Origin of the sequence: Microbacterium lacticum, from assembly GCF_006716815.1 — a bacterium.
Lineage (GTDB): Bacteria > Actinomycetota > Actinomycetes > Actinomycetales > Microbacteriaceae > Microbacterium > Microbacterium lacticum.
The window spans coordinates 230,014-244,039 of the sequence record NZ_VFPS01000002.1 but is presented as its reverse complement, the minus strand read 5'-3'; the positions used below and the strand labels follow the sequence as shown (position 1 = coordinate 244,039).

Annotated in this window: 12 protein-coding genes and 1 tRNA gene; 8 read left to right on the top strand and 5 right to left on the bottom strand. The window is 71.0% G+C overall.

Annotated features, from left to right (window positions below):
* Nucleotides 1-24: 24 nt before the first annotated feature.
* The 3 genes from FHX68_RS06895 to FHX68_RS06885 form a co-directional block, all read right to left on the bottom strand.
* On the bottom strand, nt 25-684 hold the full coding sequence (locus FHX68_RS06895; protein ID WP_141380112.1) for an ABC transporter permease subunit: 660 nt from the start codon (nt 682-684) through the stop codon (nt 25-27).
* Nucleotides 677-1,714, bottom strand: coding sequence for a methionine ABC transporter ATP-binding protein (locus FHX68_RS06890; protein WP_141380111.1), 1,038 nt, complete (start codon nt 1,712-1,714; stop codon nt 677-679). Before FHX68_RS06890 ends, FHX68_RS06895 begins: the two co-directional genes overlap by 8 nt.
* 86 nt (nt 1,715-1,800) lie before the next feature.
* Nucleotides 1,801-2,706, bottom strand: a complete 906-nt coding sequence (locus FHX68_RS06885) for a MetQ/NlpA family ABC transporter substrate-binding protein (RefSeq protein WP_141380110.1) — start codon at nt 2,704-2,706, stop codon at nt 1,801-1,803.
* Nucleotides 2,707-2,969: 263 nt separating this feature from the next.
* Between FHX68_RS06885 and FHX68_RS06880 the strand changes: the two genes are divergently transcribed.
* The 8 genes from FHX68_RS06880 to FHX68_RS06845 all read left to right on the top strand — a co-directional run bounded on the left by FHX68_RS06880 (nt 2,970) and on the right by FHX68_RS06845 (nt 11,387).
* Nucleotides 2,970-3,045 (top strand) — tRNA-Thr (locus FHX68_RS06880).
* Nucleotides 3,046-3,113: 68 nt separating this feature from the next.
* Nucleotides 3,114-3,533 (top strand): hypothetical protein, encoded by a 420-nt coding sequence (locus FHX68_RS06875; RefSeq protein WP_141380109.1) that lies wholly within the window; start codon nt 3,114-3,116, stop codon nt 3,531-3,533.
* Nucleotides 3,534-3,565: 32 nt separating this feature from the next.
* Entirely contained in the window at nt 3,566-5,833 is a 2,268-nt protein-coding gene (locus tag FHX68_RS06870; RefSeq protein ID WP_141380108.1) for an MMPL family transporter, read from the top strand.
* Entirely contained in the window at nt 5,830-9,255 is a 3,426-nt protein-coding gene (locus FHX68_RS06865) for a GH92 family glycosyl hydrolase (protein WP_141380107.1), read from the top strand. The genes FHX68_RS06870 and FHX68_RS06865 overlap by 4 nt, the downstream gene beginning before the upstream one ends.
* On the top strand, nt 9,252-9,833 hold the full coding sequence (locus FHX68_RS06860; RefSeq protein ID WP_141380106.1) for an isochorismatase family protein: 582 nt from the start codon (nt 9,252-9,254) through the stop codon (nt 9,831-9,833). Before FHX68_RS06865 ends, FHX68_RS06860 begins: the two co-directional genes overlap by 4 nt.
* The gene (locus tag FHX68_RS06855; protein ID WP_141380105.1) at nt 9,830-10,543 is read left to right on the top strand and encodes a DUF2510 domain-containing protein; all 714 of its coding nucleotides are present in this window, start codon (nt 9,830-9,832) and stop codon (nt 10,541-10,543) included. The genes FHX68_RS06860 and FHX68_RS06855 overlap by 4 nt, the downstream gene beginning before the upstream one ends.
* 269 nt (nt 10,544-10,812) lie before the next feature.
* Nucleotides 10,813-11,091 carry a type II toxin-antitoxin system RelE/ParE family toxin gene (locus tag FHX68_RS06850; protein ID WP_141380104.1) on the top strand — a complete coding sequence of 93 codons (279 nt, stop codon included), beginning with the start codon at nt 10,813-10,815 and terminating at the stop codon, nt 11,089-11,091.
* Nucleotides 11,092-11,108: 17 nt separating this feature from the next.
* Nucleotides 11,109-11,387: a HigA family addiction module antitoxin gene (locus FHX68_RS06845; protein WP_244926837.1), complete on the top strand. Its 279-nt coding sequence runs from the start codon at nt 11,109-11,111 to the stop codon at nt 11,385-11,387.
* A gap of 141 nt (nt 11,388-11,528) precedes the next feature.
* Here FHX68_RS06845 and FHX68_RS06840 read toward each other — a convergent pair whose 3' ends face one another.
* Nucleotides 11,529-13,046, bottom strand: a complete 1,518-nt coding sequence (locus tag FHX68_RS06840) for an IS1634 family transposase (RefSeq protein ID WP_141920091.1) — start codon at nt 13,044-13,046, stop codon at nt 11,529-11,531.
* Nucleotides 13,047-13,281: 235 nt separating this feature from the next.
* Nucleotides 13,282-14,007, bottom strand: coding sequence for an SDR family oxidoreductase (locus tag FHX68_RS06835; RefSeq protein ID WP_141381508.1), 726 nt, complete (start codon nt 14,005-14,007; stop codon nt 13,282-13,284).
* Between the last annotated feature and the right edge of the window lie 19 nt (nt 14,008-14,026).

Genomic DNA, 14,026 nt, shown 5'->3' with positions numbered 1-14,026 from the left:
ACGGCGTCCGAGGCGTCCTCGCCGTCAGCGGCGCAGCACGCGCCGCGCGAGGGCGTTGCCGATGAACTGCACGGTCTGCACGATCGCGACGATGACGAGCACCGCCGTCCACGTCACCCACGGGTTGAACTGCTTCGAGCCGTAGTTGATCGCGAACTCGCCGAGGCCGCCGGCGGCGACGGCCCCGGCGATGGCGGTCATGTCGACGAGCGCGACGACGACGAAGGTGTAGCCGAGTACGAGCGGACCGAGAGATTCGCGCGGGACGAGCAGGAAGAGGATGCGCGACCGGCTCGCACCCGCTGCCCGGGCCGCCTCGATGACGCCCGGACGCACGGTCAGCAGGTTCTGCTCCACGATGCGGCTGATCGCGAACAGCGACGCGATCGTGATCGCGAAGATCGCGAACGGCACGCCGATCCCGGGGAGTCCGATGCCGCGGGCGATGGGCTGCAGTGCGAGCAGGAGGATGATGAACGGGATCGGGCGGAACGTGTTCACGATGACGTTCAGAGTGCCGAACACGACCCGGTTCGGGAAGATGCTGCCGGCGCGCGTCGCGTAGAGCGCCAGGCCCAGCACGAGGCCCGCGAGGCCGCCGAAGATGAGCGCGGCGGTGGCCACGAACAGGGTCTCCAGCGTGGCATCCCACAGCTGCGGCAGCAGTTCGATGAGCCTATCCACGGGCATCCTCCTCGATGAGGGTCGCGAACGCCGATGCGGCGGCGATCGCCCGGTCGACGGCGGCCGGCTCGCCGTCGACGGCGAGGGTGAGGTGGCCGAACACGCGGCCGCCGATGTCGTTGATGCCGCCGTGGACCACCTCGAACCGCACACCGTGCGCGCCGAGCGCGGCGAACACGTCGCTCTGCGCCGCCGCGCCCTCGCGGACGTCGAGGGTGAGGATGCGACCGGGGTGCCGGGCGCGGAGCGCGGCGAGGTCGTCGCCGGAGGGCACGTCCTCGATGATGCTCGCCACGAACCGCGCGGTGGCGGGGTGGCGCGGCGCGGAGAGGATGTCGAAGACGGGTCCCTCCTCGATGATGCGGCCGTGCTCCATGACGACGACGCGGTCGGCGAGGGTGCGGATGACGTCCATCTCGTGAGTGATGACGACGATCGTGACGCCGAGCTCGGCGTTCACGCGGCGGAGGAGCGCGAGCACCTCCTGCGTCGTGTCGGGGTCGAGGGCGCTCGTCGCCTCGTCGGCGAGGAGGATGCGCGGGTTCGTGGCGAGGGCGCGGGCGATGCCGACGCGCTGCTTCTGCCCGCCGGAGAGCTGCTCGGGGTAGTTGCGCGCCTTGGCGGCGAGGCCGACGAACTCGAGCAGCTCGTCGACGCGGGCGCGGATCTCGGCGCGCGGGCGCCCGGCGACCTCGAGGGGGTAGGCGATGTTCCCGGCGACCGTGCGCGAGTCGAAGAGGTTGAACTGCTGGAAGATCATGCCGATGTCGCCGCGCAGGCGGCGGAGCTCCCGCTCGCCGAGGCCGGTGATGTCGACGCCGTCGATCTCGACGGTGCCGCTCGAGGGGGTCTCGAGCGCGTTGACGAGGCGCAGCACGGTCGACTTTCCGGCGCCCGAGTAGCCGATGATGCCGCAGATCTCGCCGGCGGCGACGGCGAGGCTGACGTCGTCGACCGCGACGACGGGCTCGGCGCCGCGCGTCTGCGGGGGGAAGGTCTTCGTCACGCCGGAGAGGCGGATGAGGGTCATGGGGTCATTCCGGGTCGAAGGGTGAGGCGGGGCGGTGATGCGCGTGTGCGGCCCGCCCCCGAGGGAGCCGGCCGCACACGTTCAGGTCACTGCTGGGCGCGGATCTCGTCCTCGGTCTTCTTGAGCGAGGCGACGAGGTCGGAGACCGGGGTCTTCACGAGCACACCGGTGCCGCCGGATGCCTCGAGCACGCCGTCCTGCACCGACGGGGTGTCCTGGTAGATCTTCACGAGCTTGAGGTACGTCGGGTTCTCGGCGTCGGCGGCCTTCGCGGCGAAGATGTTGATGTAGGGGAACGCCGACTCGTCGGACGGGTCGTCCTGCGCGAGCAGCTGGTCCTTGGTGAGACCCGCCTTCGAGACGAAGTCGTTGTTGACGACGGCTCCGGCGAAGTCGGGCAGCGACGAGGCGGTGAAGTCGGCGGCGACCGCTTCGACCTTGACCTTCGAGCCCGACTCGATGTCGGCGACGGTGGAGAACACCGACCCGCCGTCCTTCAGCTCGATGAGGCCGGCGGACTGCAGCACGAGCAACGCGCGTGCCTGGTTCGACTCGTCGTTGGGCACCGCGATGGTCTCGCCGGCGGGGATGTCGCCGACCTTTCCGTACTTGGTCGAGTACAGACCCAGCGGGTAGATCGCCGTCGCGCCGATCGGCACGAGGTCGTCGGACGCGGCGACGTTGTAGGTGGCGAGGTAGATGATGTGCTGGAACTGGTTGAGGTCGAGCTCGCCCGCCGACAGGGCCGGGTTCGGCTGGTCGTACGAGTCGAAGTTCACGATCTCGACGTCGATGCCCTCGGCGGCCGCGGCCTCCTTGTAGGTCTCCCAGTACGGTTCGCCGGCGCCGACGACGCCGATCTTCACGGTCTCGGACGATCCCGAGGCGTCGCCCGAAGCAGCGGTGTCGGACGATCCGCCGGCGCAGGCGCCGAGGAGGAGTGCGAGGGGGAGGGCCAGCGCGATCGCGGCCAGGGACTTCTTCGTGCTCATGGTGGTGCTCCTTGTGGGTCGGGGCACCGCGCAGCGCGGATCGGTCGTCCGGGTGCCGCGCCAGCCTCATCGCGGTGCCTCTTCGACGCTACGGACGTGCCCGGGCGCGGGCCAATCGCCCGTAACACGGGGTCACCGAGCGGCCCGGGGGGAGCTCCGTCGCGGAGGTGCGGGGCGTGGTTCGCGAGTGGCCCGCGGAGCCTGTAAGATCGTTCTTCGTGTACGGCGCCCACGCCGGCACACGTCGGACGCCCGTCGTCCGCGCCGCCCTAGCTCAGTCGGCAGAGCATTTCACTCGTAATGAAAAGGTCAAGGGTTCGATTCCCTTGGGCGGCTCCACACCTCCGCGTCCCCCCGCGTGCTCCACGATCGGCAGACCTGCCGCGCGTCGATAGACTGACGCCGCCATGTCCGCCATTTCGTCCGACGTCACCGACGTGCTCCTCGAGGTGTTCACGTGGGTCGGCTTCGGCGGCTCGGCGGTGCTCGCCGTCGTCATGGCGATCCTCTGGGCGGCTGACGGCACATGGCTGCCCGCCGAGGCGATCGTCGACACCGAACGGGGCCCCACGGGCGAGGTGACGGTCGTCCGGTGGTTCGACGCCGACGGCGACGCGAACAGCGCGGTCGCCGGGCCGGCCGAGGCATCCGCGCTCGCCGGGCGTGAGCAGGCCGACATCTGGTACCGGCACGGGTGGACCGGCCGCATGCGGCTGCAGCGCCGTCCGCCGGGGCTGCGCGCGGTCACCCTCGCCGCGGCGGGACTGTTCGCACTCGGGGTGCTGTGTCTGGTCTCCGGCTGGGTGGTCTTCTTCCTCCGCGGGTGACAGCGGACGATATTGCTAGATAAGCTAGCGATATGACTCTCCTATCCGACTCGCGCCGTACCGCCTTGAGCGACCGTTCGGCGCCCCCGACCCGGTCGCTGCGAATCGGCATCCCGGTGCTCCTCGTGCTGATCTGGCTCGTCGGCGGGTCGATCGGCGGACCCTACTTCGGCAAGATCGACGAGGTCTCCACCAACGACCAGTCGAGCTTCCTGCCCTCCTCGGCCGAGGCCACCCAGGTGCAGGAGCGGCTCGCCGACTTCACCGGCGGCGACACGATCCCCGCCGTGGTCGTCGTCACCGGCGACGGGGCGCTGTCCCCGGAGCAGCTCGCGAGCATCGGCGACCTCGCCGCCGCGATCGGCGAGGTCGACGGCGTGGGCGACGTGTCGCCCGGCATCCCGTCCGACGACGGCGAGGCGGTGCAGCTGTTCGTGCCGATCGACACCTCGGGCGACGTCGGCGAGACGGTCGAGGCGGTGCGCGCGGCGATCGCAGACGACCTGCCGAGCGGGTTGGATGCCTGGGTCACCGGCCCCGCCGGCTTCACCGCCGACCTCGTGCAGGGCTTCCTCGGCATCGACGGACTGCTCCTCGGCGTCGCGCTCGGCGCCGTCTTCATCATCCTCGTGATCGTCTACCGATCGCCGCTCCTCCCGATCCTCGTGCTGCTCACTTCGACGTTCGCGCTGTGCGTCGCGCTCCTGACGGTGTGGTGGCTGGCGAAGGCGGGCGTATTCGTCCTGAACGGCCAGGTGCAGGGCATCCTCTTCATCCTCGTGATCGGCGCCGCGACCGACTACGCGCTGCTGTACGTCGCCCGCTTCCGCGAGGCGATCGCGCAGGGCAGGCGGCGATGGGATGCCACGACGGCCGCCTGGCGCGGCGCGTTCGAGCCCATCCTCGCCTCGGGCGGCACCGTGATCGCGGGCCTCCTGTGCCTGCTGCTGAGCGACCTCGCGACCAACCGCGCGCTCGGACTGATCGCCTCGATCGGCATCGTCTTCGCGGTGCTCTCGGCGCTGACCTTCCTCCCCGCCCTGCTCGCGCTCGTCGGCCGGGCGGCGTTCTGGCCGTTCCTGCCCAAGACCGGCACCGCGCCCGATGCGGGCGCCGACGTCGAAGCGCTCGTCACGAACCCGGATGCCCCGGTGCACGGCTTCTGGGAGCGCCTCGCGCGCCTCATCGCCCGGCACGCGCGTCTCGTCTGGATCGTGACGACGGTGGTCCTGCTCGCAGCGTCGGCGGGTGTGCTGCAGCTGAAGGCCGACGGCGTGCCGCAGAGCGACCTCGTGCTCGGGGCTTCGGAGGCGCGCGACGGACAGGACGTGCTCGCCGCGCACTTCGCCGCCGGGTCGGGGAGCCCCGCCTACGTCATCGTGCCGGAGGGCGACGTGGCGACCGCGCTCGAGGTGCTCGGCGACAGCGACGGCGTCGACTCGGTTGCCGCGGCGTCGCAGGACTCCCCGTCGGGACAGGTGCAGGTGGAGCTCTCCGGCGGCGACGTCGTCTACACGACCGCGGGCCCGCCGGCCGCGGCCGGGGCGCCGGCGGCCGCCCAGCCCGCGCCGACGGTCGCCGACGGCGACGTGCTGCTCATCGCGACGCTCGGCGACGAGGCCGACTCGCTCGCCGCGGAGGACACGGTGCGAGAGCTCCGCGGGGCGTTCGCCGACCGGCTCGGCGAGGGCACCGTGCTCGTCGGGGGACCGACGGCGATCGACCTCGACACGAACGACACCTCGATCCGCGACCGCACCGTCATCATCCCGGTGATCCTCCTCGTGATCCTCGTGATCCTGATGCTGCTGCTGCGAGCCGTGGTGGCGCCGATCCTCCTCATCCTGAGTGTCATCGTCTCGTTCGGGGGGGTGCTCGGGGTGAGCGCGCTCGTGTTCAACCACGTGTTCCACTTCCCGGGGGCCGACCCCGCGGTGCCGCTGTACGGCTTCGTGTTCCTCGTGGCGCTCGGCGTCGACTACAACATCTTCCTGATGTCGAGGGTGCGCGAGGAGTCGCTGCGCCACGGCACGCGCCCCGGCATCCTGCGGGGGCTCGTCGCGACGGGCGGGGTGATCACCTCGGCGGGGCTCGTGCTGGCGGCGACGTTCGCGGCGCTCGGCGTCATCCCGATCCTCTTCCTCGCGCAGCTCGCGTTCATCGTCGCGTTCGGCGTGCTGCTCGACACGTTCGTCGTGCGCTCGCTGCTCGTGCCCGCGGCGGCGTACGATCTGGGACGCGTCATCTGGTGGCCCTCGAAGCTGTGGCGGCGAGACGGCGGTGACAGCGGAGGGCGATGATCCGAGCGGCGGAGCGCGTGGGCGGGTGGGTCTGGCGGCTCGCCCGGCGGATCGCCGAGTGGTTCGGCGGCCGCCGGTACGACACCGGTCCGTCCGCGGCGCACGCCGTGACCTCGCGGCCCGGCGCCGGGTTCACCTCGAGGGCGGCGATCCGCTACACGTTCACCGGTGGCCGTGTGGCGGTCACGCCCGATCTCGGCGCCGAGCTGCGGGAGCGGCGCATCGTGCCGGGTGACGAGCTGCGCTACGCCGTGCTGCCGGAGTGGAGTGCGACCGGTGACGTGCGCGACGGGTTCGCCGCCGACGCCGTGGCGCTCGACCTCGTCCTCGACGACGGCTCGCTCCTCAGCGCGTACGGGGTGCGCGACCAGTACGGGGTCGCGCTCGATCCGCGCGCCCAGCACGAGGGCGCCGCGCTCCACCCCGACCAGTGGAATCTCGTTCGCGTCGCCCTCGACGCGGTCGCCGGCCGCGTCGTGGCGGGCGTGCGGCTGCGCGTCGTGGAGACGCGCGCGCCTGGCGCCGGGCGGCGGACGCTCGTCGGCTGGCTCGACACGATCTCGATCGGGCCGGTCGCACCCGAGCCGGAGCGCCCCGCCGACCGGGCGCGCACCCGGCAGGGCACGATGTCGACACCCGCCCTCTCGCGCGGCAACACCGCGCCGACCGTGGCGGTGCCGGGCGGCTTCGTCGGAGGCATCCCGGTCACCCGCGCCGACTCCGCCCGCTGGCCGTACACGTGGCACGCCGACAACACCTCCGACAACAGGTCGGTGCTGCAGGCGTTCGCGACGTCGCACCTGCCGAGCCCGTGGATGGGGGAGCGCGGCGCGTTCCAGGTCATGCCGGTGCTGCCGCCTCCGCCGGGAGAACCGGTACCCACCTCGCCCGGGGCGCGGGCGCTCGGCTTCTCGCACGACGACGAGATCGCCCGTCCGCACGACTACCGGGTGACGCTCGACGGCGGCATCCACGTCGAGATGACGGCCACCGACCACACCGTGCTCGTGCGCGTCGGCTTCCCGCCGGGCACGGCCGAGGGCGTGCTCGTGTTCGACCAGATCGACGGGCACGGCGCGGTGAGTCTGCCCGGCGAGACGGGTGTGCCGGGCGACGCCTTGCGCGCGTACACCGACGACGGCACGGAGGCCCAGCGCGACCGCGCCGCCTCCCCGCGCGCGTACCTGCACGCGCAGCTCGACCGGCCGATCGTCGCGGCCGACCGCGTGCGCACGGGCCTGCGGACGCCCGGGGAGTCGCCGCGCGCGTGGGTGCGGGTGGCGCTGGATGCCTCGGCCACGGTCACCGTGCGCCTCGCGACGAGCTTCATCGGCACCGCGCAGGCCGAGCGGAACCTCGCGCTGGACGGGGCGGATGCGCCGTTCGACGAGGTGCGCGAACGCGCCGGGCATGCGTGGGATGCCTGGATCGGCCGCATCGGGCTGCCGAGCGGCGACGGGGAGACGGCCGGTGACGGGACATCCGCTGCCGCGGTCGAGCAGCGCGCCATGATGGCGACGGCGCTCTACCGGGTGGGGCTCTTCCCCGCCCGCGCGCACGAGAACCTCGGCACGGCCGAGGACCCCGATCCGCGCTATGCGAGCCCGTTCCATCCCGTCGACGGGTCGAGTGCCGACCGCACCGGCGCCCGCGTGCTGCCGGGCGAGCTGAGCGTCAATCACGGGTTCTGGGACACCTACCGCACCGCGTGGCCGCTCTACGCGCTGCTCGACCCGGAACGCGCGGGGCGGCTGCTCGACGGGTTCATCGAGCACTATCGCGCGTCCGGATGGACGAGCCGGTGGTCCTCGCCCGGCCCGGTCGATTCGATGACGGGCACCTCGCTCGACACCGTCACCGCGCAGGCGGTCGACGCGGGGGTGCCGGTCGACCTCTGGAACGCGTTCGACGCGGCGCTGCGCAACGCGAGCGTGCCCTCCACCGACCCGCGCCTGGGCCGCAAGGGGCTCGCGACCTCCGCCTACCGCGGATGGGTCGACAACGACACCCACGAGGGACTCACCTGGACCCTCGACGGGTCGATCAACGACCTCGCCGTGGCGCGTCTGGCGCGCGCCCTCCTCGACCGCGTTCCCGCCGCGCACGAGCGGCGGGGCGAGCTCGTGGCGGCGGCCGCGTACTTCACGGCGCGCGCGGGCTCCTACGCGCACGTGTTCGACCCGCGCACGGGGTTCTTCCTCGGCCGCGACGTGCGCGGGCGGTTCCGGATGGATGCCGAGGCGTACGACCCCACCGTCTGGGGGTTCGACTACACCGAGACGAACGGCTGGGGCACGGCCTTCTCGGTGCCGCACGACGGGGCCGGGCTCGCCGCGCTGCACGGCGGACGCGAGGCCCTCGCCCGGCGGCTCGAGCAGTTCTTCGCGGTGCCCGAGCGGGGCGACGACCGCATCCGCGGATCGTACCCGATCGTCATCCACGAGATGGTCGAGGCCCGCAATCTGCGCGCCGGGCAGTGGGCGCCCTCGAACCAGCCGGCCCACCACATCCCGTTCATGGCGCTGTTCGCCGGCCGCCCCGACCTCGCGCAGCACGCCGTGCGCACCGCCGTGGAGCGCATGTTCACCGGCGGTGAGATCGGCCAGGGCTGGCCCGGCGACGAGGACAACGGCGAGATGGCGGCGTGGTGGGTGTTCGCCGCGCTCGGCCTCTACCCGCTCGTGCCCGCGACCGCGGGCTACGTCATCGTCGCGCCCGCGGTGCCCGAGGCCCGCGTCCGTCTCGGCGACGATGCGTGGCTCGTCATCCGCGCGCCCGGAGCGAGCCGGAGCCGGCGCTTCGTGCGGTCGGTGCTCCTCGATGGACAGCCCTGGGCGAGCGCGTTCCTGCCGCACGAGCGCATCGCGCGCGGCGCGACCCTCGACATCGAGCTGTCCGACGAGCCCGAGCCGTGGGGGAGTGCGCCCGCCGACGAGCCGCCGTCGCTGACCCCGCACGGACGGCTGCCGACGGTGCTGCGCGACCTGACGACGGATGCCGAGGTGCAGGCATCCACCGGCGCCACAGGATCACCCGCCGACGCCGTCGACGACGACGCGGCGTCGCCCGGCGTGGCCCTGAAACCGGGGGAGTGGGTGGCGGTCACCGGTGTCGACGGCTCGCCGGAGATCCTCACGGTGACGGTCGACGCGGCGGGTCGCCACCGCTTCCGCCTGGAAGCGGGGACGGACGACGGATGGCGGACGGTGTTGCGCGTCGACACCGCGTTCACCTGGGACCGGCAGCTGCGGCCGTTCGTGCTGCCGCCGTACGGTCCGGCGCGGGGTGCTGCACCGGTGAGCCGGTGGCGCCTCGTGGCCGAGTCGGCGTTCACGGTGCGTCAGCTCGAACTGCTCGTCCGTGAGGAGTACCGCCTCCCGGTGGTCCGGGCGGAGCGCGACGCCGATACCCTCGGATCATGACCAGAGCACTGCTCATCGTCGACGTCCAGAACGATTTCACCGAGGGCGGCGCGCTCGCCGTCGCCGGCGGCGATGCGGTCGCGGCGGGCGTCTCCGCCTACCTCGCCGCGCACGCGGGCGACTACGACGTGATCGTCGCGTCGCGCGACTGGCACGACCCCGACTCCGACAACGGCGGGCACATCGCCCTCGGCGGCGAGCCCGACTTCGTCGACACGTGGCCGGTGCACTGCGTCGCAGGCACCCCGGGCGCCGCGTACGACCCGCTGCTGCAGGCCGGCGCCGTCACCCACCACGTGCGCAAGGGGCAGGGCGCGCCCGCCTACTCGCTGTTCGAGGGCACGGCAGACGACGGCCGGACCGCCGCCGAGATCCTGGCGGAGCACGGCGTCACCGAGGCCGATGTGACCGGCATCGCGACCGATCACTGCGTGCGGGCGTCGGCGCTCGACGCCATCGCCCACGGCATCCATGTGCGGGTGCTCACCGACCTCGTCGCCGGCGTCGCGCCCGAGCCGTCCGAGGCGGCGCTCGCCGAGCTCGCCCACGCGGGCGCCGAGCTGGCGGTCTCCGCGTGAGCGTGGTGGCGGGCTGGTATCCCGACCCGAGCGGCGCGTCGCGCGAGCGCTGGTGGGACGGGGCGCAGTGGACGGCGTATGAGCGGGATGCCCCCGTGGCGCTCGCCCCGGCGGCGCCGTCCGCGCCGTCTTACGCTGCTCCCGCCTACGCTGCTCCCGCCTACGCTGCGCAGCCGTACGCCGCCGCGCCGTCCGCGGCGTATGCCGCGACGGGCATGCCCTCGAAGGTGCAGGTCGACACGAACACGGTCTGGATCTGGCTCACGATCGTCGCCACCGTGCTGCCGTTCGCGACGCTCTTCCTGATCGATTGGAACGGATACCTGGATGCCATGCTGCGCATCGAGTCACGTGGCGCGGTCGCCGACATGGAGCAGTGGCAGCTGCGGACCCTCGGCGTCTCGCTGCTCAGCTGGGCGGCGATGGGCGCGGGGATCGTGTTCAGCTGGCTCGACTGGCGGGAGCTTCGCCGCCGGGGCGTGCCGGCGCCGTTCCACTGGGCATGGTCGTTCTTCTCGCTGCTGGGCGGGGGAGCGGCGGTCTACATGATCGGCCGCGCCGTCGTGCTGCGCCGTCGCACGGTGTCGGGCGGCTGGCCGCCCCTCTGGGTGTGGATCGCCGTCACCGTCGTCGGCTACGGGGTCGCCATCGCGTGGTCCGTCGCGCTCGTCGGGCAGGTGTTCAGCCGCCTCGCCGGGGCGTACGCCTGACCTTGGAATCGCGCCACCGGATGAGTCGTCGCAGGGTGGGCCCCGTGGGGCTCGAACCCACGCAGACGGTTTTCGACCTGTTGGCGATTGCCGCAAATCGTTGATTTTCCGCGGTTTTCTGGCATGCCCAGCAACAGATGAAAACATCGAAATGCGTACAGATGTTGTCAAAATGTTGTCACGGAACGTGAGGTCTTGGGCCCGTTGCGGACGGGTGGGTCAATCCTGGACCGTTTGTATCGCGATGCGATACGCGATACACTCGCCGGGTGATCGTCAGCTTCCGACACAAGGGACTGCGAGCTCTCTACGAGTCGGGGTCGAAGAAGGGTGTGCAGCCTGCGCATGCTCCAAAGCTCACCCGCATCCTGGGTGTGCTCGATGTCGCTCAGGCGCCGGCCGATCTTTCGATCCCCGGATTCCGCACCCACGAGCTGAGGGGCGACTTGTCCGGCCACTGGTCGGTCTGGGTTAACGGCAACTGGCGAGTGATTTTTCGGTTCGTCGGCCAGGATGTCGAACTCGTGGACTACCAGGACTACCACTGAAGGGGGAGAAGACCATGATGAAGAACCCGCCCCACCCCGGCGAAATCATTGGGGAAGACGTGATCGGCGAACTTGGCCTGAGCGTCGCTGAGGCTGCCGCGCGCCTCGGCGTATCCCGAGTCACGCTGAGCCGCGTTATCCACGGCCATTCAGGGGTGAGCCCCAATCTCGCCATTCGTCTGGAGCGGTCAGGTGTCGGTACGGCGCGGGCCTGGATGGCCATGCAGACCGCCTATGACCTCGCGCGCGAGCTTGAGGACAAGTCGCACGACGTGCAGCCTCTGGTCGTCGCCTGACAGGACGAGGGAGGGGCGCGGCCCCGGCCCGAAAAGGATCGTCCTACGGGACACTCCTGATTCGCAGCATGAGTCGTGCTGCGGATTCCTGCGCGGTATGACCGCTCTGGCAACGCGGAATGGCACCTGGATCGTGTCAGATTAGTGCCCCACGCCCGGCCGGAGTGCGGCGATGATGTCGGCGGCTTCCCCCGTTGGCGGGGTGGTCGCGGTGAGTTCGTGTCCGTCGATGGTGATCGTGACGTCACGCAGCGGGCGCAGCGCGCGGACGATACGGCGGACCGTCACGCCGGTGGTCTTGTAGAGGTGCCGGCTGATCGCGAGAGCGCAGAACACGACGGTGAGGTGCGCGTGGATCGAGTCCGCGGTCGACGCGAACATCGGCCTCGCCCGCAGGTCGGTCTTTGCCATCCGGAACGTCGCCTCGACCTGGAACAGGTCATGGTAGGCCGCCACGATCTCTGCAGCGGAAGCCGTCGCGGTGCTGAGGTTGGTGACGTACCCCTTGAGGCCGATGTATTCGCGGGCCTTCTCGACTCTTGCCCAGTTCACGCCGGGCCCCGTGCCGAGGGTGACGAACCGGTCCTTCTTCGCCGGGCGGGTGCCGGCAGCGATCTGCTCGGCGCGTTCGATCTGCTTGTTCAACGTGATGTTGTCGCGGATCTTCCGCTTGTGGGAGTACTGCCACACCACTCGCCGCTCCCGCGCGTTCACACCCGCACCCATGGTTCGGGTGGTCTCGACCGTCTCCCCATCGGTGACGATGTTCCCGACGGTCGCGTAGTGCTCGGCGAGATCGTATGGCGCGGAGGAGGTGCGGGAGCCGACGATGAAACCGAACCCGGCGTCCTCCAGCCGGTTCAGGTTCGCTGCGGACAGCATGCCGGCGTCCGCGACGACCACGACCTCGGTCGCGGAGTGACGTTCGCGGAACTGGTCGAGGACGGGCAGCAGGGTGAGGGTCTCGCCCCTGTTGCCCGCGAACTCGTGGACTTCGAGGGGGAACCCGCCCTGGTCCACGAGGAGGCCGACGAGGATCTGCGGGTCGACGCGGCGCTCTTTGCTCATCCCGACCTTGCGGAGCTTGTCTTCACGCTCCGCCTCGAAGTAGAGGGTGGTGACGTCGTAGAGCACGACGGTGAGCGGGCCAGATCGGGTCGCATGCGCGTAGGCTGCGGCGGCGATCTTCGACCGCCAGTCCTGCTCAACGCTGCGGGCGAGGGTCCGCCACACGGTCGACAGCGACGGCGCACCCGGGACACCGAGCTCGTCCCACACCCGCAGCGTGTCCGCCTTGCTGGTCGGCTCGACGACGCGGGCCAGGACCAGCTTCTTGAATGTGTCGTTGCCGACCGCGTCGAACCCGAGACGGGCGTAGGCGTCCTCGAGGACATCCCACAACAACCTGGACCTCGACCCGGTCACCGTCGGCGCGGTCGTGGCCGGCGGCGTCGCGCCCAGCCCGTCCAGATCGAACGGGACATGCCCGGCCAGCTCCGCGATCCGCTCCCGCGCGATCGCGACCAGCACCGCGAGCTGCTCATCGTCGTGCGCGGAGCCGAGGTGCTCCACGATCGTCCGCACACCACGGGTCTTCGACGCGATCTGCACCGCCGTCGCACCCGACGCGGTGCGCACCTTCCGCACGAACCACCCCACCGAGCGAGTCTAGATCGACGCCATTAGTGCCCCGCACGAGGCACCAGCACCCCCGGAAAATCAAGCCTCAACGATCCTCAACCCGCGAAATCACCCGACGGTGACACGATCCAGGTCCTACGGGACACTCCTGATTCGCAGCATGAGTCGTGCTGCGGATTCCTGCGCGGTATGACCGCTCTGGCAACGCGGAATGGCACGCCCCTGTACGTGAGTAGCTCCTCACGCGGTCGGATTAGAGCTGATCGGCTGGGCGGAGCAGGATCTCGTTGATGGCTAGGTATCGGGGGCGGGAGAGGGTGAAGGTGATGACTTCGGCGATATCTTCTGCGGTGACGGTGGCTTTGTCGTACAGGTCGGCGACGGCTGTCTTGGTTTGCCCGTGGGTGATGTGGGTGGGCAGTTCGGTGGCGACGACCCCGGGTTCGATCAGGGTGACGCGAACGGCGGGCAGCAGCTCTTGGCGTAGCGCTTCGGACCAGCCGTTGATGCCCCATTTGGTGGCGGCGTAGACACCGTTCCCGGCTCTTGCGGTTCGGCCGGCGACGGAGGAGATGTTGACGATGTCGCCGCCTTTTGAGGCCGTGAGCTGGTCCAGGAACACTTCAGTGGTGGTGATCGCGCCGAGCAGGTTGACCTCGATCATCTGCCGGTAATCGTCGCGCTGGTCGGCAGAGAACGGGCCGAGGAGCATGATTCCGGCGTTGTTGATGAGGACGTCGGCGCGGCCTAGTTCGGTTTTGACCTGTGCGGCGGCGGTGGTGAGGGAGTCTCGGTCGGTGACGTCGGCGGCGATTGCCAGCGCTCCGTCGCCCAGCTCGGCGGCGGTCGCGGTGATGCGGTCGGTGCGGCGGGCGAGGAGGGCGACGCGGTAGCCGGCGGCGTGCAGGGCGCGGGCGGTGGCCTCGCCGATACCGGAGGAGGCGCCGGTGACGACGGCGACGCGGGGGGTGGTGGTCATGGGAGGTTCTTTTCGTCGG